This window comes from Acinetobacter sp. WC-323, assembly GCF_000314615.1.
Lineage (GTDB): Bacteria > Pseudomonadota > Gammaproteobacteria > Pseudomonadales > Moraxellaceae > Acinetobacter > Acinetobacter courvalinii.
In genome coordinates, this window is sequence record NZ_AMZS01000012.1 from 1 (window position 1) to 19970 (window position 19970).

Here is a 19970-nt window from a genome sequence, read left to right on the forward strand (position 1 = left end):
TCAACCAAACTTCGGCGATGATAGCCTGACCATTTTTTCCATAGTGTCCTACCTAAACGTTTAATTGTTCGAAGTAATTCATTTCGCTCTAGCGAGCTACTCTTTGTATCTTTCCATGGTTTCGCATTTTTTCTAGGTGGAATCACCGCATGTGCTTGCCGATCTGCAATGACCTGACGGCATTGCTTGGTGTCATAAGCTCCATCGGTATAAACAGAGTCAATCTGCTCATCTTGTGGAATCTGATTAAGTAAATCACCAAGCACCTGTGAATCACAGACATTATTGGTTGTGAGCTGAATAGCGCGTATTTGTAGGGTTTTGGCATCTATACCAATATGTAGTTTACGCCATTGGCGACGATATTCAGCTCCATGTTTCTTGCGTTTCCATTCGCCCTCACCTAGAAACTTCATCCCTGTAGAGTCTACGAGTAGATGCAGCCCATCGCTACTTTTTTGGTAGCTGATTGCAATATCAATATGCTTTTGTCTTCTACAAAGCGTACTGTAATCTGGTGCGGTCCAATTTAATCCGCAAAGTTTAATCAGACTTTGCACAAAGCCAGTGACCATACGTAAAGATAGACGGAATAAGGATTTAATCATTAAGCAGCATTGGATGGCTGCGTCGGAGTAGGTTTGATTTCGCCCTTGTTTGCCTTTTGATGGAGCATACCATTGCGTAGCAGGATCAAACCAAAGGGCAATATTTCCGCGATTAATGAGTGCTCGGTTATATGCGGGCCAATTGGTTGTGCGGTAGATTTTGTGTGTAGGCTTCTTCATTTGAAAATTATATCGCTGAAAAAGCCTTTACAGATAGGTTTGTGCAACAAAGCCGCTGCGGAATAAAAGGCTAAATTAGTATTAAATATTAAAATACGAGAATACTAGTTATTTTAAAGTGGTGTTTTTAAATATTTTTGGATGAATAATCATAAGTGAATAAATAAGTTTCTTAATTAAAAAATGGCTTATTTTAGTCAGGTTTTAAAGGCTGAATAATTGCGGATTTATCAATCAGGCATTTATTGGGTCGTGGGTATTTTAAAATACAAAAAAAGAAAACCTGAAAATTGCTCAGGTTTTCTGATCACATGAGGAGTGACGCCGTAAAAAGAGGAGGTATGGAAGCAGTTAAGACGCAACAGGCTGTTTACTTGGCGTGAGAATCAGATGCGCAATTACCCCGATGCAAATCCCCCAGAAGACTGAACTTAAGCCTAGAAAATGCATGCCAGAAGCGGTTGCCAGAAAAGTAATCAGTGCAGCATCACGATGTTGAGGATTCTGCATGGCAGCGGTGATATTGGTTGCAATTGCGCCGAGTAAGGCGAGGCCAGCCAAAGCCGCAACCAGTTCTTTTGGCAGCAAACTGAATAACATCACAAGACTGCCTGCAAACAGTCCGCCGAGAATATAAAAAATCCCGTTGGCAATCCCTGCGATATAGCGTTTTTCTTTCAGTTCATGGGCATCCTTGCCCATACATAAGGCTGCCGTAATCGAAGCGAGGACGATGGTAATTCCACCAACACAAGCCACAGCAAGAGAGGCAATACTAGTAGCACTGATAATGGGTTTGGCAGGTGTGTCATAGCCGCTCAGTTTCATGATCGCCATACCCGGTAAAAACTGGCCGGTTAAGCTGACTAAAATGAGAGGAACAGCGAGGTTGAGTGTTGAGTTCCATGTCCATTCTGGGCTAATCCACTGCGGAATAGCTAAACTAAAACTCACATCAACCGGATTCATTTTGCCTAAAATGAGGCTTAATAAAACTCCAGCAGCTAGCACCCAAATCATGGTGTAGCGCGGCATCAGTCGTTTAGCGACCAAGAACACAATCAACATGCTAAACACAATCAACGGCATATGATCTGAAGCCGTAAACAGATTGATGCCAAACTGGAACAGGATGCCTGCCATCATACCCGCAGCAACATCTTGTGGAATCCATTTCAGTAGTTTGTCGAAACAACCTGTAATGCCAACCAGAAAAATCACAATTGCAGAAGTGATATAGGCCGCGACTGCTTCATTCAGTGAAATGTCAGGAAATAGCGTCACCAATAAGGCGGTACCGGGTGCAGACCATGCGGTAATGACTGGGGTTTTATATTTTATCGAGAGATAAATCCCCGCCACGGCAGCACCGATGGAAATGCCCCAGATCCATGACACCATCATGTCGGTTGAGACATGGGCACGTTGCGCCGCCTGAAAGAAAATAATCAGTGGTCCTGAATAGGAAATCAGAACCGCAAGAAAACCAGCAACCGTCGCTGAAATGGACCAATCTTGTTTTAATGTTTTGAGTAAAGTTGTCATTGGGTAATGGCCTCCATGCACATCCGGTACTTTATTTGAAATGCAAAAGATCAGGGCTAACCCTGATCTCCACCTCCCACGGGAATGACGCTGCCGGTGATATAAGAGGCATCATCGGATGCAACAAAGACAATGGCTTTGACTTGTTCCTCAATACTGCCATAACGGCCCATGAAGGTGCGATCTATGGTTTGATCCACCACTTGTTGCATCCAGTCTTTTTCATTTTGACTGAGTGGATTGTTATTGCGTGGCACTTTGCGTGGTGGGGCTTCGGTGCCACCAGTGGCGATGGCATTGACCCGAATTCCATCTTTGGCATGTTCAAAGGCCAGCGACGCTGTCAGTGCATTGACGCCACCTTTGGCGGCAGAGTAGGGAATACGGTTAATGCCGCGAGTCGCAATCGATGAAACATTGACGATCACACCTGCCTGTTGCTGAATCATTGCAGGCAAGACCGCTCGGCAGCACCATAAAGTTGGAAACAATGAGCGATTCACTTCCTTGATAATTTCTTCTTCAGAGAATTCCTGAAAAGGTTTCATCCAGATTGCACCACCGACATTGTTGATCAGCACATCGACCCGACCAAAATGTTGAATAGCTTTGGCAACCACAGTTTGTGCACCTGCAAAGCTTTCCAGATCGGCTTGAACCGTAATGGCCTCAGCGCCTATGGCTTTGACTTCGGTCAGTACCTCCTGCACATAATCAGAACGATCAGCCAGAACCAGTTGCGCACCTTCCACCGCCAGTTGTAGCGCCACCCCACGGCCAATGCCCTGAGCACTACCTGTGACAATCACCACTTTATCGCTAAATCTTTGCAGGTTTGACATGGATAACTTTCTCACCTTGAATTAGTTTGCTGAGAATTTCTCAAACAGGAAGTTGGCAGGTTTGATCTGTTCAGCATCTAACCAGCCACGGACGGCTTCGACCATCGGGACAGGACCACACAGATACACATCAACATCGCCGCTATTGAGCCATTCAGATTCGATATGGCTTGTGACATAACCTTTACGCACATGCTGACTGTCAGGATGAGCAACGACAGTTCGATATTCAAACCACGGAAATTTCGCCTGCAACTCATTCAGTTTTTCTAAAGCCACCAGATCAAAGTCGTTGGTCACACCAAACACTAAGCGTACAGGTTGGGTTGAACCTTTTTCTTCCAGCACCTGCAACATCGAGATAAAAGGCGCAATACCGGTACCACCTGCCAGCATCAGCACAGGACGAGTGACATTACGTAGATAGAAGCTGCCGAATGGACCTGTGAAGCTCATCTTGTCGCCTGCCTGCGCGGCCTTGCTTAAGAAATCGCTCATTTTGCCATTTGGGACATTACGCACCACAAAGCCCGTTAAGCGGTTGCCCGGCTTTGAGCTAAATGAATATGAACGGGTTTCACCTGTTTCAGGAATAGCGACATTGACATACTGTCCTGCAAGGAAGTGAATATCGGGCTGACCTTCATCCAGTTGAATATCAAAGGTAATGGTTGAGTCGGAAAGATTTTCGACCCGAGCCAATGTGCCTTGGAAAGCATGGATTTCGGTTTTACAGACATCAGATGAAGCCTGAATCTGGAATACGGCATCTGAGCTTGGACGACATTGGCACGCCAGAATATAGCCTTGCTCTGCTTCTTCTGGGGTGAGGGCATCCTCGATGTAGCTTTCTTCCGGCATGTCATAACTGCCAGATTCGCAGAATGCACGGCAAGTACCACAGGCACCGTCACGGCAGTCCAACGGGATATTAATTTTTTGGCGATAAGCAGCATCGGACAGGGTTTCACCTTGAGCGACACTGATAAAACGTGTCACACCATCTTCAAATTGAAGTGCGATATTGTGGTTTGACATGGCATGTATCCTACAAAATATTTGAAACTTTTATCCTCAGCCAACAGTCCGTTTGGCTGAGGAGAGCTATTTTTTACAGGTGGTAGATATCAATCACTTGATTGATATAGTCATTTTTCAAAACCACATATTTGCTCAAGATTTTGGGCTGATCACCGGAACAATCGATCACATAACGTGACATGCCAAAGTAGCTATAGGTGGTTTTGTAGCGGAAGCTCAAGGTATTCCAGTTGAAGCGAACCGTGACTTTATCCCCGTCGCGCTCTACGATTTCAACATTGGCAATATTGTGGCAAGTACGCGTATCAGGCATGGTGGCAGAAGAGCGTTCGGTCTTGATCCGGAACACACGGTCTTCTAGTCCTTGACGATCCGGGTAATAAATCAGGGAAATTTCAGACTGTGGATCCTGCGTGAGCTGGTCATTGTCATCCCAGGCCGGCATCCAGAAACTGGCCTCAGTTGCATAGCAATTCAGCCAGTCATCCCATTGTTCATCATCTAAAAAGCGAGCCTCACGATAGAGAAACTGAGCAATATTTTCTAAAGTTAGGTTATCTTGGCCACTCATGCTGTTTCTCCCTGATCAGCAATTTGTTTCTCTGATGCAATCGCATGTTTCATAGTTTTTAACCAATATTGATGCTGGGCAAGATAAAGTCCTTCATCTTCGGTTTTAATCCCACTGAGCATGGGTTTTAAACCAATTTCATTGGCTGCATCATCGGGGCCATAAATCCAGTGCTTGGAACCACGGCACATGTCATTCCATTCCAGTGCGATCCCGGCATAACCTGCCTGACAAGCACGGAACTCTTCTAGGTCATCGGGTGTCGCCATACCAGAGGCATTGAAGAAATCTTCGTATTGGCGAATACGACGTGCACGTGCCTCAGGAGCTTCACCTTTCGGTGCGATACAGTAAATCGTGACTTCAGTGCGATCGACTGAGATAGGACGCAATACACGAATTTGCGAACCGAACTGATCCATCAAATACACGTTTGGATAGAGACACAGATTACGCGAGCGTTCGATCATCCATTTCGACATGGCTGCACCGTATTTCTCGGTATATTCATCTGCTTTCGGGAAGTTCGGACGATCTTCTGGATTGGCCCATTGTGTCCACAGCAACATATGACCATTTTCAAAACCATAAGAACCGCCACCTTGTTTGCCCCAAGAACCCGCGCTCATGGCGCGAATATTATCGGCAGCCTGAGTCTCTTTGCGGTGTTGTGTGGTGGCAGCATAGTTCCAGTGCACTGCTGATACATGATAACCATCGGCACCATTTTCCGCCGTCAGTTTCCAATTCCCTTCATAGGTATAAGAGGAGGTACCGCGTAGAACTTCTAACCCATGTTCGGATTGATCGACAATCATGTCGATGATTTTGCTGGTTTCACCCAAGAATTCTTCAAGTGAGGGTACATCTGGATTGAGACTGCCAAACAAGAAGCCTTTGTAGTTTTCAAAACGTGCGACTTTTTTCAGGTCATGTGAACCATCTTGGTTAAAGCAGTCCGAATAACCTGCTTCACTGGGGTCTTTCACTTTGAGGAGTTTGCCTGAGTTGTTAAAGGTCCAACCGTGGAAAGGGCAGGTATAAGTGGCTTTGTTCCCCCGTTTATGACGGCAAAGTTGCGCACCACGATGCGAACAGGCATTGATCATGGCATTCAGTTCGCCGTTACGGTTGCGGGCGATGATGACAGGTTGACGACCAATGTGGGTGGTGTAGAAATCGTTGTTATTGGGAATTTGGCTTTCATGGGCCAGATACACCCAATTACCTTCGAAAATGTATTTCATTTCAAGGTCAAATAGGGCTTGATCGGTAAACACTGAACGATGAAGTTTAAATTCACCGGTGTCGATATTATCGACCAGTAATTCATCAATGCGGTCAAGATGGCTGGTATTGATTACAGGAATACGTGGCATGTCCGTTCTCCGACTTTCCAAAACTGTGGAAGTCATCGAGTTGCGCTTAAAGCGTCTCGATATCCTAATAAGTTGAATGTGGCGAGTGTGGTGGCTTGAACCGATAAGGATGAATGTGGGCAGCTGGAATCTAGCGGAAGCGATTCATAACTTCATCGGTTTATCTCTTGTCTATACCTTAAAAGAATGAGTAAACTCTGTCTAAGACTGAATTTATATTTTTATATATCTTAAAGGTATGGAAACCTCATGGAATTACGTCATTTACGGTATTTTGTTGCGGTCGTTGAAGAGCAGAGTTTCACCAAAGCCGCAGAAAAACTATTTATTGCTCAACCTCCTTTGAGCCGGCAGATTCAAAATCTGGAAAGTGAGTTGGGTATTCAACTGTTCGAGCGCGGTAGTCGACCTCTACAAACCACACCTGCCGGACATTTCTTTTATCAGCATGCGATTAAACTTTTGTCTAATGCTGAAGAAATTAAAAGTATGGCGAAACGGATTGGACTGATTGAACGCAGTGTTACCATTGGTTTTGTCGGATCGTTACTATATGGCCTATTGCCACGGATCATTTATTTATTCAGGCAACAGCAGCCGCATCTTAATATTCAACTGGTGGAAATGAGCACCACAGAACAAGTGCAAGCCTTAAAAGAAGGTCGCATTGATGTAGGCTTTGGGCGCTTGCGGATTAGTGATCCTGCGGTTAGGCGAATTTTATTGCGCAAGGAACGTCTGGTGGTGGCGGCACATACCAGCCATCCGATTGCGCAGCGGACGGAAGGAGTCTATCTAGCTGATCTGATTGATGAAAAGATGTTTATGTATCCCACATCTTCAAAACCTAATTTTTCGACTCAACTGCTGAATATTTTTGCCGAGCATAGCCTGGTCCCCAAAAATATGCATGAGATACGGGAAATCCAGCTGGCTTTAGGTCTCGTGGCGGCAGGTGAAGGTTTGTGTGTGATTCCTGCCAGTGCGGATACCATTCGTTTTCCCCATCTCAATTACATTCCAATTCTGGACAATGGGGCTGTCAGCCCAATCTTTCTGACCGCACGGGCAATGGATCGTAGTGAAGACCTACAGCTGTTATTTGATTGTGTTTATCAGGTCTATGATCTGGAAGGCATTGCTTATCAGCGCACTGTATTTACACTAGATCAGAATCCGATTGATGATTCCAACGGCATTGATTTTTAAGTAAGTATAAAAATGCCTAGACTTCAAATAGCTAGGCATATTATTACTCATTAAGCTGACTTAGAATCTTCAACGCAATTATTTGCTTTGTAAAGTTTTGAGATCTTTCAATACTTGATCGGCATGAGTTTGTGTATTCACGCTGGTGTAGTGATACATCACCGCGCCTTGAGGATTAATCAAAAAACTCTCGCGTTTGGCAATTTTAGTAATACCCAGGTTTCGAACGATGCCAAATTTAGTTGCCAGTTCACCCTGATCATCAGCAAGAATCGGAAAGGGGAGGCCGAGTTTTTCCGAGAATTTTTGATGTGAGGCAACATCATCTAGACTGACACCCAGCACCACAGCATTTGCTTTGGTAAATTGAGGATAGAGTGATTTAAATTGATTGGCTTCTTGGGTACAACCCGCCGTATTATCTTTTGGATAGAAATATAGCACCACCCATTTGCCTTTATACTGGCTCAATGTATGCCATTTCCCACTCTGGTCTTGCAGTTTGAAATCCGGTGCGGATTTTCCAACCCATTCTTTTTGTGCAGTATCTTGTTTCGAAAATAAGGTATTTTGTGCGCTACTGAGCATCGGTGCGCTGAGTAAGAAAAGTGAACTACATAAAACGAGAACTTTGGACTTTATCGTATTCATCATGTTGATCTCAAAGTGTAATAGAACCTACTTTAGCAAATTTAGAGATTGGATGGGGTAGAAAATTCTTTACAGGGTTTTGCTCTGCTTTATATATTTCAATTGAATCATAGAGCGCTTTTAAAAGCCGAGAAATGATGAATGTTGAAAGTCATTTCTCCTTTGGGGAGGAGGGCTGCAAGTCAGCAATAGGATGAGTAGGACTCTTCATATAAATCCTCTCCCTAGCCCTCTCCTTTAAAAAGGAGAGGGAACTTTCATTGAGAATTTAACACAGCTCAAAAAATGATTTATGCAAAAATTCTAATGATTTAAAAAAAAGGAAAATTAATGGATGTTGGTGCAGTCCTGATTAAATTAAAAACAAATAGGCAGGCTGAGGTCGAGGCTTGGCAGCAAGAAATTCAACAACGTAAAGCCGAAGCGATTCAAACGCTGCAAGCTGAAGGAGTAACCGTTGAATCCTGGTTTCAACTTGAATTGAATGGCGACGATTATTTACTCGCCTATATGCGTGCTAAAGATATTGCGCATGCACAACAGGTTGCAAGAAACAGTGCCTTTGAAATTGATCAAGTCCATCGACAGTTTAAGCAGCATTGGGAACAGGTGATTCCAGCGCAGCTTTTGGTAGATTTGGAAAATAATGAGCAGTATTAATCGGGGTATACTGCGTTGAAGTTTTTGGAATTGAGCAAGCGTGTGACCTATAAGATTTTACTCATCACCGGCTGGGGTGGTGGTACCGAATTATTAAAACCCTTACATGAGGCTTTAGAACAGAAGGGACATCGCGTTGAGCGAATCAATATTTTTAATGCGCTGGATGAGGATATTTTACAACAGCAGGTCGAACATGCAATGAAATTCGATGTGATTATTGGGTGGTCGCTTGGCGGACAACTGGCGACTTTACTGGTCGATCAGATCTGGAAAAAATATGCTGAGCAGAAAGTTTTAATTACTTTAGCGTCAAATCCATGTTTTGTGGCACAAGCAGATTGGACCACTGCTATGCCTGTGGAAACCTTTATGCAGTTCAAACAGTCATTTGAACAGGATGCGATTAGTACTTTAAAGCGGTTTGGCCTGTTGGTCTGTCAAGGTGCAAGTTCGGCAAAGAAAGATTTTGTAGCCATGCAGAAATTGATTCGTCCACAACCGATTGCCTTGCTTCGGCAAGGATTAGAGTTGCTGGAGCAATTGAACTTGGTTGAGTGGTATAAAAATTATCAAGGTAGACAGTTGCATGTCTTTGCTGAGCATGATGCTTTAGTTCCTCACCAAGTTGTGCGAAAAACTAAAGATTTAGCTGCAAAAAATTTATCTGTTGTTTCGATTGATGGCGCTTCGCATGGTTTTCCGTGCTTTATGTTAGATCAGACTGTGCAATTAATTGAAGATTTTATTCAGTAGCTGGTTTAATCTTGCTTGAATTGAAAGTTCTCGCAATATATTTTAGGTTTTGACAAGTTTAAGATAAAACCTATTTTATAGATCTAACGGAATCGTGCCGAGTACTCATCCATTTTCAGGATATGCCTTCGGCGACCTACTTTTCTTTCGGGAAAAGTAGGCAAAACCATTTGTCATCTGCAAAACCTGTTCACTTCTTTCATTTTTTCTTTTGATCAAGTGTATGAGGCCTTGTATTTTATTTATACCACGCAGGTTGCAGATGACATTTCCGAGTATCGAAAAGTGTGATCAGGCAAATGGTAAATTTTGAAACAGCAGCAAATGAGGTAAAGGATGACCGATTTATTTGATTTAGAACATATATGGCATCCCTATACTTCGATGTTAAATCCACTGCCAACTTTTAAAGTCAAACGTGCCTATGGTGCAACCATCGAACTGGAAGATGGTCGAACTTTAGTTGATGGCATGTCGTCATGGTGGTGTGCGATTCATGGTTATAACCATCCTGAACTCAATCAAGCAGTTTCAGACCAATTGCAGAACATGGCACATATCATGTTTGGCGGTCTGACCCATGAACCGGCGATTGAATTGGGTAAACTCTTATTAAAAATTACGCCACCGGGCTTGGATAAGATTTTCTATGCAGATTCAGGTTCTGTTGCTGTAGAAGTGGCCTTAAAAATGGCCGTGCAATATTGGGCTGCATTAAACAAACCAGAGAAAACCAATTTTATTACCACGCGTTCTGGCTATCATGGTGATACCTGGAATGCAATGTCGGTGTGTGATCCAGTCACGGGGATGCATCAGATTTTTGGTACCAGTTTACCCAATCGCATTTTTGTTTCTGCACCACAAAGCCGCTTCGATGGAGAGTGGAATCCGCAAGACATTCAGCAACTCAAGCAACAGATTGAACAGCATCATCACAGTATTGCTGCACTGATTATCGAGCCAATTGTACAAGGTGCAGGCGGCATGCGTTTTTATCATCCTGAATATTTACGTCAGGCCAAAGCGTTGTGTGAGCAATACAATCTATTGTTGATCTTTGATGAGATTGCCACAGGATTTGGGCGCACAGGTAAAATGTTTGCGTGGGAACACGCACAGGTTGAACCCGATATCATGTGTATGGGTAAGGGCTTAACAGGCGGTTATATGACCCTGTCTGCGACCTTAACCAGCAAACAAGTGGCTGAAACCATTAGTCGAGGGGAAGCAGGCGTATTTATGCATGGCCCAACCTTTATGGCGAATCCATTGGCGTGTGCAGTTGCATTAAGAAGTACTCAATTGCTGGTGGAACAGGATTGGCAAGCCAATATCCAACGAATTGAAAAGATTCTGGTTGAACAATTAACCGATTTAGCACAGCTCGATCATGTTGCTGATGTGCGGGTTTTAGGGGCGATCGGTGTGGTTGAATTAACCAGCAATGTGGATATGAAAACTTTACAGCAACAGTTTGTGCAGCGTGGTATTTGGGTACGGCCATTTGGAAAATTGGTATATGTAATGCCGCCGTATGTGATTACGGATGATGAGTTAAATTACTTGTTAATGCATCTGATTGAAGTCGTCAAAGAAATGCCGGGAGTAAATGCCAATGTCCTTGCTTGATCACTATGCCGAGCAGCTTGAGCAACTCAAACAGCAAGGTAATTTTCGCCAATTTACTTCAAATCAACAGCAAGGACGATGGATTACCATCCAAGATCGAACCATGTTGAATCTGGCATCCAATGATTATTTAGGCTTGGCCGCTGATTTACATTTAAGAGAAGAATTTCTTGATACGCTGAAAATTGAACGAGCGCTCTTTAGTTCATCTTCTTCACGTTTGCTCACGGGTAATTTTGCAGAATATGAACAGTTTGAAAATAGCCTAAGCAAAGCCTTTGGCCGTGCGGCCTTACTCTTTAATAGCGGCTACCATATGAATATTGGTATTTTGCCAGCCTTGTGTGATAGCAAAACCGTGATTCTGGCCGATAAACTGGTGCATGCCAGTATGATTGATGGCATTCGATTATCGGCTGCTCAATATGTACGTTATCGTCATAATGATTTGCAGCATCTGGAACAGTTATTGCAAAAGTATCATCAAGATGAGCAAATTGATCACATTATTGTGGTGACCGAAAGTATTTTTAGTATGGATGGCGACGAGACAGATTTAGCTGCTTTGGCACAGTTAAAACAGCGTTTTGCCAAAACCATGTTGTATGTCGATGAAGCCCATGCGATTGGCGTCAGGGGTGAGCAAGGTCTGGGTTGTGCCGAACAATATGGGGTAATCGATCAGATTGATTTCTTGGTGGGAACTTTTGGCAAAGCAATTGCTTCCGTCGGTGGTTATATCATTTGTGATTCAATCATCCGTGATTATCTGATCAATAAAATGCGCCCACTGATTTTTAGTACTGCGTTACCGCCGATCTCGATGGCATGGTCAGATTTCATGTTTAATAAAGTATTGGGCATGCAACCACAGCGTCAGCACTTGGCTGAGATGAGCCAGTATTTACAACAGGCAGTGGTTGCCAAAGGTTTCTCTAGTCCTTCCAGCAGTCATATCATTCCGATTATTGTAGGTGAAAGTCAGGCTGCGATCGAAAAAGCACGCTATGTACAACAACAGGGTTTTTATGCCATGCCGGTACGACCACCAACCGTGCCACAGAATAGTTCACGCCTACGCATTTCTTTAACCTCTTGGGTGCAAAAAAATGAATTGGAGCAATTGGTGGAGTGTTTGTGAGCATCAATAAAGCACTGGTTGCGCAACGTTTTGCCAAAGCAGGGCAAAGCTATGTTGAGCATGCTGTGGTACAGAAACAGATTAGTGCGCAATTATTTGAATATCTGAAAGCATATTATCCGCACAGCTTGGACTCAGTCCTTGAGATTGGTTGTGGTTCGGGTAATCTCACTCATTTGTTTCAGCCCCATTTTCAGGTTGAACAGCTGTTTTTAAACGATTTATATGAGGATGTCGAGCAGCATTTTTCAAGCGTCGACAAGATTAATTGGTTGATCGGTGATATTGAGCAACTGGCATTACCGCCATGTCTGGATGCAGTGATTTCCAGTTCTGCTTTGCAATGGATGATGGACCTGCCCGCGTTATTACAACGGATTCAAGTGGCGTTAAACCCTCATGGATATTTCGGCTTTTCTAGCTTTGGTCCTGATAATCTCACCGAAATTAAGCGACTGACAGGACAGGGTTTAAATTATATCGATCGTGATGTGCTGCAGCAGCAGTTGCAACAGCAAGGCTTTGAAGTGCTATTCATCGCGCAAGAACTGAAGCAGGTTTATTTTGATCATCCCAAATCGGTATTGCAGCATTTGAAAGCGACTGGGGTAACCGCAACAGCGAAATCACATCGCTGGACCAAGCAATCCTTGCAGAAGTTTTATGCAGATTATCAACAGTTTTATGATGAGCAGGGTTTCCGCCTGACTTATCATCCGATTTATGTGATTGCACGGAGAATAGCATGAGTGCAGCAATTTATTTTGTCAGCGGCATTGATACCGAAATTGGTAAAACCTATGCCACAGGCTATCTCGCCAAGCTTTGGACCGAACAAGGGCGACGAGTGATTACCCAGAAGCTGGTGCAGACGGGGAATGTTGATGTCTCGGAAGATATCGAAAAACACCGTGAAATTATGGGCAGTGGCTGGTTTCAGGAAGACCATGACAAGCTCACCATGCCTGAAATTTTTACTTATCCTGCCTCGCCGCATTTAGCCACCCGTCTGGATGGGCGTGATCTGAATTTTGCCAAGATTGAAGCTGCGACCAAAGAGCTGGCTCAGCGTTTTGAGGTGGTGTTGTTAGAAGGTGCGGGTGGTTTAATGGTGCCTTTAACCACTGAACTGTTGACCATTGATTATATTGTGCAGCATCAATTTCCTGTGATTTTGGTGACTTCAGGACGTTTGGGGAGTATTAACCATACTTTGTTGAGTTTAGAGGCATTAAAGCAGCGTGGTTTGAGTTTGCATGCTTTAGTCTATAACTTAAAGGACGAGTCGAAAGATCCGGTGATTTCAAAAGATACCGCTGATTATCTAAAAGCTTATTTGGCAAAACATTTTCCTGATGCGCAATGGATTGAGTTGGAAAAGTTTAACTAACTTTAGGTATTTATGGTCTAGTAAATATCTGCGATCGTGGAGGGCGGCAAGGATGCCGCCAAGTTAGACTGCGGTAGCAGGGATGTACCGTCAGTCTAACAAAAGATTTTTGTTACTTTTCATCTTTGAAAAGTAAGAAGGTTTCCCTATGATCGGATGAGAGCTGGGAGAGACTCCGTCAAGACCGCTTTCAGATTTAATCACTAAAGAGAAATCATAATGAATAAAAAGAATTTTATTTTTATAACCCTCTGCTTGTCAGGTCTAATTTCGACAACTCATGCTGCTGTGCCAACAGATAAAACCATCATCAGTTGGATCACCAACTTACAAGATTCAAATGCCAATCCTCCTCAAGCCATTCAGATTGACTCGACTGAAGCCGTAAAACTGATCTCAGGAGAAGAAGCCTATTTATCGGGCGTAAGTTTTGAAAATGCAGGACGTAATTTTTGGGGAGGTTATGTATTAACCCGTCCAAAATTAAAGCAGGCGCGAATCTTGAAAGCGTTTGGTGGTCAATCGAATAGTTTTAAAGTACATCTAACTGTTTATAAAGGTAAGCCGATTCAACTGATCGAAATTGAAAGCGCAGGCTCAGGACAGGGCACGGTTGAATCGAGTAAAAGTCTGGTTTATTTAAATCAATGGACCAGTAAGCTGATTGCAGAAGTCGAAGAATCTTCTTACGAAGGACGTTATGATGAAAAATCAGGTGCAGAAGATTGTCATACTGGTCGGGATAATTCAGGTTATTTAAATGTGATGCCTTATTCACCTTATGTCATTCGAACCACCGTGACAGGGGATGCCTGCAACAATAAACCTCAAGGCTATAAAGTGAGTAGTAAGCTGATTCCGATTGTAATTAGTGAAATAAAATAAAAAAAGCTAACAAGCGAACTTGTTAGCGCAGGAGTAAACTTGTCATTATTGGATGAATTTCTTATCTTTATTGTTTAGTTATTACTGACGATGCCAATTTTGGTGACATTGCTCTGTTGAGCTAACGCCATCACCATGGCGATATTTTTATATTCTGCCTGGGCATCAGGCTTAAACTTGATTTGATCCTGATCGGCTTTTTGGGCAACTGATTCGAATAACACCTTTAGTGCCTGTCGGTCTGCTACTGCCTGATCATTCCAGAAAATATGCCCTTGTGCATCGACCCGTAAATTGATGGTCTCTGGTGGCTTCTGATCTGTTGGTGGCGGTGGCGTACCATTTGGCAAATTAATGTTAATCGCATTGTTTGGAATCGGAATGGTGATGATGAACATAATCAACAACACCAACATGACATCAATCAGAGGTGTCATGTTGACGTCGAGCATGACATCTTCTTCATCATTTTTTGAACCTACATTCATACCCATAGGTGAGTCCTCCTGTTATGGTGTGGTCGCAGGTGGGGTCGTGACAAATGCAATTTTGCCAATACCCGCTTGCTGAGTTGTACTGATTACCTGGTCAATCGCGTCGTAATGTGTCAGTTGATCGCCACGAATATGAACCTCAGGCTGCGGACGTTTTTGTGCTTCGGCCTGTAAGCGCGCAAGTAAGGTTTCCTTATTTGCAACATGTTGTTCATTCCAGAAAATATCACCCGTTTTATTCACTGAAAGCTGGATATTTTGTGGTGTGGTGGCATAAGGTGTATTTTTTTCTTCAGGCAGTTTTACCGGAACGGTGTGTGTGACCACTGGCACTGTAATTAAAAAGATAATCAGCAGGACCAGCATGATGTCGACTAAGGGGGTGGTGTTAATCGTTCCGATCACATCATCATCATTTTGATCTGAATTAATCATCATGCCCATAATGGTGTTCCTTATTTAGAATCACGGTTTGGGTGATTACTGTTTAAATCACCGCTGAGAAGTACGGCATGTAGGTCTGAGCCAAAAGAACGAACATTGTCCATGACTGCTTTATTGCGACGGGTTAACCAGTTGTAGCCCAGTACTGCCGGTACTGCGACCGCAAGACCAATCGCTGTCATAATCAAGGCTTCACCGACAGGGCCGGCCACTTTATCAATCGATGCCTGACCTGAAATGCCAATCGCAGTGAGCGCATGGTAAATCCCCCAAACCGTTCCAAATAAACCAACGAATGGTGCGGTTGAACCAACAGTCGCCAGAAAGGCCAGGCCATTGCTCAGATGGCTTTGAACTTTTTCAATAGCCCGTTGAATTGAAATGGTCACCCAGGTATTGAAGTCGATACGTTCTAATAAGGTGCCGTCATGGTGTTTGGTTGAACGAATGCCTTTTTCTGCGATATAGCGATAACTGCTATTGGTATTGAGGCTTTCAGCTGCGCTATTTAATGATTCAGCTTCCCAGAAATTACGTTCAGCTTCTGTACCATGGCGCTTGATTTTACTTTGTTGAAATACTTTAGACAGAATGATGTACCACGTCCCAATCGACATCAGGACTAAAATAAATAAGGTTGATTTCGCGACTAAGTCACCTTCGCGCCACAGGGCTTCCAGGCCATAAGGATTATGGACTTTTTCAACAGTTGCCGGTAATGGGGGCGGGGTTGGGTTTGCTTGTGCCGTGGCATCAGTCGTGACCGCCGTTACCGCTGTCGTTTGCGTAGTTTCATCGGCCCAAACCGTTGTAACAGGTAGTAAGGTACTTCCTACAATCAGGCCAATTGCTGCGATTCGAGAGATATGTTTTGCTGTATTTTTCATCTGTAAATTCTCCAAAAATTGTTTATTCAATATATTTAATTAGGAAAGTGTGAATGGATATTCGATTTCATACCATTCCTGCTGTGGCACACCGTCTTTCATTGCCGGTTTAAAAGTACACAGGCTATACGCCTTGACCGCCGCTTTATCTAAGCTTTTGCTACCACTCGATTTTTTGACTTTTGAATCGATGACTTTGCCTGAGCCGTCCACCAATACGCGAATACGTACCGTACCTTCCTCTTCGTTCATCAGTGCTTCACGCGGGTATTCTGGTTTTTGACAACCAGCTTCACCTTCGGAAACACCACGTGAAATCCCTGCGGGTTTGGCAGGAGCTGCAGGCGCAGTTGGGGCTACAGGCGCTGCCACTGGACTTGGGGTTGGTGTCGCAGGTGCAGGTGTTGGTGTTGCAACTGCTGTTTGGGTCGGTTGTGCAGGTGCCGGTTTTTGTACAGGTGTGGCTTTCTCCACCTGTTTAGGTGGGTCAGGCATTTTGGCCACTTTCTCAACCATCTTTGGTGGCTCGGGTGGCTTTTCTTTAGGTTTTGGTTCCTCTGGTTTTGGCGGAGGTGGTGGTTTGATGTCCTGAATAATCTGTAGTTCTACAGGCTTATCGACAGGCTTGCTAAAGTCAGTCGATAAACTTGTCATCAGAATATAGGCGATAATGAGATGTAGAAATAACACCAGACCAATACCGACAAGGCGTTTGGCTGGCTGGTTTTCATTCTCAGAAAAGGGGATGCCCATAATTACTCCTGAAATTGTAATCTTGCATTCATCTTTTTTCGGCGTAGAGCATCAATTTGAAATTGATACAGACCACTTTAAAATTGATAAATCAGAGGATTACGGTGAACCACTACGACAGAACAGTAGTCATGCCGTAGTGGCGAAACGCCTTAAAATTTGTAAGTGCCTCTTAGGAAATATGCTCGACCTGTGACATCGCTATAGCGGGGGTCATAACCATATTGGAAGTTGTCTAATACATTCGATGCAGATGGTTCAGCATCAAATATATTTTTTATACCTGCAGTAAGTTCTAGATTTTTAAAGCCTTTATAGGTTCCTGAAATGTTGTAGAGGGTATAGTCACTAACATGGTGGTTGTCATATTTATCATCGCCCGTTTCATTCTGGTCTTTATAACCTCGGTAGAACTCTTGCTCGAATACCATTTTCCAGTTTTCATAACTCCAGTTGATATTGGCAACATGCTTCCAGCGTAAAATTGCAGGGTCATCGTACTTGCCTGCATAGCCCTCCCAAGTTCCACCTTTTTCTTCTTGTCGGTCATATTTAATAATATAGGTACCATCAATTCCGAAGCCAAAGCGACCTGTTACGGTCATTGGAGAGAGATAATTTAGAGCAAGGTCAATCCCTTGGGTTTTAACCCCACCCATATTGGTTAATGCACTATTGATATATTGAAGACGGCCATCTTCTCCACGAATGAAACGATCTGCATATTTTTCTGGATCACCAAAGATCATGGCTTCACCAATACTATTAATCAATCCATCGATTTTGATGTTGTAATAGTCGGCAGAGAAAACCAGATTCTTAATTGGCTCTACGACGAAACCAGCCGTGATCGAGGTAGATTCTTCCGGTTGTAAGCCTTTGGTTCCGCCCTGAGTACGATAAAATTGTGTATTACATTCGGTCTTATACTGGTCTGAAATTGCTTGGCCATTTGGGCAAAGCACAGGATCATTGTATTTCGCTCCAGTATAGGTCTTACTCTGAGGTGCATTGATGTCATACAGACTTGGTGCACGGAAACCTGTACTGTAGGAGGTGCGGAACATTAACTGTTTTAAAGGTTCCCAACGGAAGGCCACTTTGGGATTGAAAGTATCACCAAAATCACTGTATTTGTCATAACGGGCAGCAAGTTGAGCTTCTAGTGTTTTGGTAACAGGGATGTGTAGCTCAGTAAAGAGGGCAGTGATATCGCGTTTTCCTTTACTTTCCGGTTTGTCTGGATCAATACCACTCCCTGGAACTTGTCTTACAATCTCTGAGTTAACATTTGCTTTCCATTCTTGAGAACTAAAGCTCCCCCCGAATGCAAAGCCAACATCACCAGCAGGAAGGGTATAAATTGGACGACTAACATTAAAATCAAATGTCGTTGCCGTTAGAGTACCTTTATTGGTATCTCCCTTAACTTCAAATGATTGCCATATATTTTGATCCGCACTTGGACCAAATGGATTCAATTTTCCTGCATTTAAAGCAGCTTGTACTTGGCTCTGATTGAGGTAACCCCCAGCAAAACCATCCGTTGCTTCACTGCGTGCATAGGAGATGCCTGTGTTGATATCCCATCCATACGCTTCACCTTCCAAAGCAAGTAGTGCTCGATGTGATTCATTGACAGGATTAGATATCCGATTGCCCGCCTGCGAACGTAAATAAAGTTCTAAAGGTTCTCCACTTAAACCGCTGACAGCAGGGGTAATACCATTTCCTGGGTAATAAGGACTTGTTGAGGGAAGCGTAACCGAACGGCTGTAAACATCAGGGGCAATAGACGTTGTCACTTCGTTACGTGAATAAATATATTCACCAATAGCATTAAAATTGTCATTTAATTTGAACGTGCCGCGTCCGAGTGCAGAAATTGTTTCTGATTTTGGAACGATACCGATCAATGCTTGCGTATTTAGATAGCATAGTTCACCATCTGACACGGTATTTGGAGCATTATTACATGCTGTACTTGCATAAGGGTTGCCAAGTTTTCCTGTTTTCGGATCACGAAAATTGGCTGGAAAACCATTGGCTGAACTGGCATCAATTCCTAATTCAGGAAGAAGTCCGCCTCGTTTACTGGCTTTACGATCTCTTGCCATAATGTCATTTGAGCGGCGGTAATCAATGACGCCCATCACATTAAAACCTTGTTCCTCCAAATCTCCATAGCCACCAAATATTGAGACATCCTGCTTATCACCACCACTTTCTTCAGGCTGGATTAAACCCGCGCTAATATTTAATCCTTCAAAGGACTTTTTGGTAATAAAATTGATTACACCTGCAATCGCATCTGCACCATAAATTGCAGAAGCGCCATCACGGAGGATTTCGATACGATCAACCATCGCCATTGGAATAATATTCAAGTTGGTTGTTGATGTACTAAAAGGGCTATACGCTAAACGGCGACCATTCAATAAAATCAAGGTCTTGTCAGTACCTAAAGCACGTAAATTCGCAGATGAACCTTCGGTATTACTTGCACCCACATTTTGGGCTGTTGCGAAACCAGCCTGGTTAGCACTCACTTTGGTTAACGCTTCTTCGACGGTGGTCACGCCTTGTTTAGCAAGGTCGTCGGCTTTGATAATGGTAATCGGCGAGGCACTTTGGGCTGCAATGCCTTTAATGGAAGATCCCGTCACGGCGACCTTAACCACCTTGGTGGGTTTTTCTTCAGTTGTTGAGTCCGCGTCGGCAGCGTGAGCCATGGTTAAACACAGCATACTTAAACTAAGCGTACTGAGTTTGAGTAGGGCTTTGCCCGATTTTTGTGTGAAGTCAGGTGTAGCGAAGTTGGCTTTTTTCATTGTTTATTGAACCCCTAAATGGTTTGCCACTCTAAAATTAGATAAATCCGTTTTAGCAAGACCTGTGCCAA

Annotated in this window: 20 protein-coding genes; 8 read left to right on the plus strand and 12 right to left on the minus strand. The window is 43.6% G+C overall.

The window, feature by feature from the left end; all coding sequences use genetic code 11:
• The 6 genes from ACINWC323_RS17470 to benA form a co-directional block, all read right to left on the minus strand.
• The coding region (locus ACINWC323_RS17470) for an IS5-like element IS17 family transposase (protein ID WP_009507051.1) at positions 1 to 788 on the minus strand (788 nt) is incomplete at its 3' end.
• Positions 789 to 1139: 351 nt separating this feature from the next.
• Entirely contained in the window at positions 1140 to 2333 is a 1194-nt protein-coding gene (benE, locus tag ACINWC323_RS17465; protein ID WP_009507123.1) for a benzoate/H(+) symporter BenE, read from the minus strand.
• A 56-nt stretch (positions 2334 to 2389) separates the two neighbouring features.
• Positions 2390 to 3175, minus strand: a complete 786-nt coding sequence (gene benD, locus ACINWC323_RS17460; RefSeq protein ID WP_009507152.1) for a benzoate diol dehydrogenase BenD — start codon at positions 3173 to 3175, stop codon at positions 2390 to 2392.
• A gap of 21 nt (positions 3176 to 3196) precedes the next feature.
• On the minus strand, positions 3197 to 4213 hold the full coding sequence (gene benC / locus ACINWC323_RS17455) for a benzoate 1,2-dioxygenase electron transfer component BenC (protein ID WP_009507157.1): 1017 nt from the start codon (positions 4211 to 4213) through the stop codon (positions 3197 to 3199).
• Between the two features lie 73 nt (positions 4214 to 4286).
• The gene (benB, locus tag ACINWC323_RS17450) at positions 4287 to 4787 is read right to left on the minus strand and encodes a benzoate 1,2-dioxygenase small subunit (RefSeq protein ID WP_009507155.1); all 501 of its coding nucleotides are present in this window, start codon (positions 4785 to 4787) and stop codon (positions 4287 to 4289) included.
• A complete protein-coding gene (benA, locus tag ACINWC323_RS17445) occupies positions 4784 to 6166 on the minus strand; it encodes a benzoate 1,2-dioxygenase large subunit (RefSeq protein WP_009507073.1) in 1383 nt (460 codons plus the stop codon). Before benA ends, benB begins: the two co-directional genes overlap by 4 nt.
• A 249-nt stretch (positions 6167 to 6415) precedes the next feature.
• Between benA and ACINWC323_RS17440 the strand changes: the two genes are divergently transcribed.
• Positions 6416 to 7375, plus strand: coding sequence for a LysR family transcriptional regulator (locus ACINWC323_RS17440; protein ID WP_009507141.1), 960 nt, complete (start codon positions 6416 to 6418; stop codon positions 7373 to 7375).
• Positions 7376 to 7453: 78 nt separating this feature from the next.
• On the opposite strand, the gene ACINWC323_RS17435 is transcribed toward ACINWC323_RS17440, so the two are convergent.
• Positions 7454 to 8029, minus strand: a complete 576-nt coding sequence (locus ACINWC323_RS17435) for a peroxiredoxin (RefSeq protein WP_009507039.1) — start codon at positions 8027 to 8029, stop codon at positions 7454 to 7456.
• Positions 8030 to 8356: 327 nt separating this feature from the next.
• Here ACINWC323_RS17435 and ACINWC323_RS17430 point away from each other — a divergent pair, with 327 nt between their 5' ends.
• The 7 genes from ACINWC323_RS17430 (at position 8357) to ACINWC323_RS17400 (ending at position 14490) form a co-directional block, all read left to right on the plus strand.
• Positions 8357 to 8686, plus strand: coding sequence for a DUF6176 family protein (locus ACINWC323_RS17430; RefSeq protein WP_009507041.1), 330 nt, complete (start codon positions 8357 to 8359; stop codon positions 8684 to 8686).
• 42 nt (positions 8687 to 8728) lie between these two features.
• Positions 8729 to 9442, plus strand: coding sequence for an alpha/beta hydrolase family protein (locus ACINWC323_RS17425; RefSeq protein WP_009507094.1), 714 nt, complete (start codon positions 8729 to 8731; stop codon positions 9440 to 9442).
• Between the two features lie 336 nt (positions 9443 to 9778).
• A complete protein-coding gene (gene bioA / locus ACINWC323_RS17420; protein ID WP_009507056.1) occupies positions 9779 to 11074 on the plus strand; it encodes an adenosylmethionine--8-amino-7-oxononanoate transaminase in 1296 nt (431 codons plus the stop codon).
• Positions 11061 to 12215 (plus strand): 8-amino-7-oxononanoate synthase, encoded by a 1155-nt coding sequence (locus ACINWC323_RS17415; RefSeq protein WP_009507085.1) that lies wholly within the window; start codon positions 11061 to 11063, stop codon positions 12213 to 12215. The genes bioA and ACINWC323_RS17415 overlap by 14 nt, the downstream gene beginning before the upstream one ends.
• Positions 12212 to 12964, plus strand: coding sequence for a malonyl-ACP O-methyltransferase BioC (bioC, locus tag ACINWC323_RS17410; protein WP_009507097.1), 753 nt, complete (start codon positions 12212 to 12214; stop codon positions 12962 to 12964). Before ACINWC323_RS17415 ends, bioC begins: the two co-directional genes overlap by 4 nt.
• Complete coding sequence (bioD, locus tag ACINWC323_RS17405; protein WP_009507143.1) at positions 12961 to 13605, plus strand: dethiobiotin synthase; 645 nt, start codon at positions 12961 to 12963, stop codon at positions 13603 to 13605. Before bioC ends, bioD begins: the two co-directional genes overlap by 4 nt.
• A 219-nt stretch (positions 13606 to 13824) precedes the next feature.
• Complete coding sequence (locus tag ACINWC323_RS17400) at positions 13825 to 14490, plus strand: hypothetical protein (RefSeq protein ID WP_009507103.1); 666 nt, start codon at positions 13825 to 13827, stop codon at positions 14488 to 14490.
• 74 nt (positions 14491 to 14564) lie between these two features.
• Here ACINWC323_RS17400 and ACINWC323_RS17395 read toward each other — a convergent pair whose 3' ends face one another.
• From ACINWC323_RS17395 to ACINWC323_RS17375, 5 genes are all read right to left on the minus strand, one after another.
• Positions 14565 to 14984, minus strand: a complete 420-nt coding sequence (locus tag ACINWC323_RS17395; protein ID WP_009507044.1) for an ExbD/TolR family protein — start codon at positions 14982 to 14984, stop codon at positions 14565 to 14567.
• Between the two features lie 15 nt (positions 14985 to 14999).
• Entirely contained in the window at positions 15000 to 15428 is a 429-nt protein-coding gene (locus tag ACINWC323_RS17390; RefSeq protein WP_005283843.1) for an ExbD/TolR family protein, read from the minus strand.
• Between the two features lie 11 nt (positions 15429 to 15439).
• Complete coding sequence (locus tag ACINWC323_RS17385; protein ID WP_009507062.1) at positions 15440 to 16315, minus strand: MotA/TolQ/ExbB proton channel family protein; 876 nt, start codon at positions 16313 to 16315, stop codon at positions 15440 to 15442.
• 39 nt (positions 16316 to 16354) lie between these two features.
• A complete protein-coding gene (locus tag ACINWC323_RS17380; RefSeq protein ID WP_009507028.1) occupies positions 16355 to 17068 on the minus strand; it encodes an energy transducer TonB in 714 nt (237 codons plus the stop codon).
• Positions 17069 to 17220: 152 nt separating this feature from the next.
• Positions 17221 to 19899 (minus strand): TonB-dependent receptor, encoded by a 2679-nt coding sequence (locus tag ACINWC323_RS17375; protein ID WP_009507077.1) that lies wholly within the window; start codon positions 19897 to 19899, stop codon positions 17221 to 17223.
• Between the last annotated feature and the right edge of the window lie 71 nt (positions 19900 to 19970).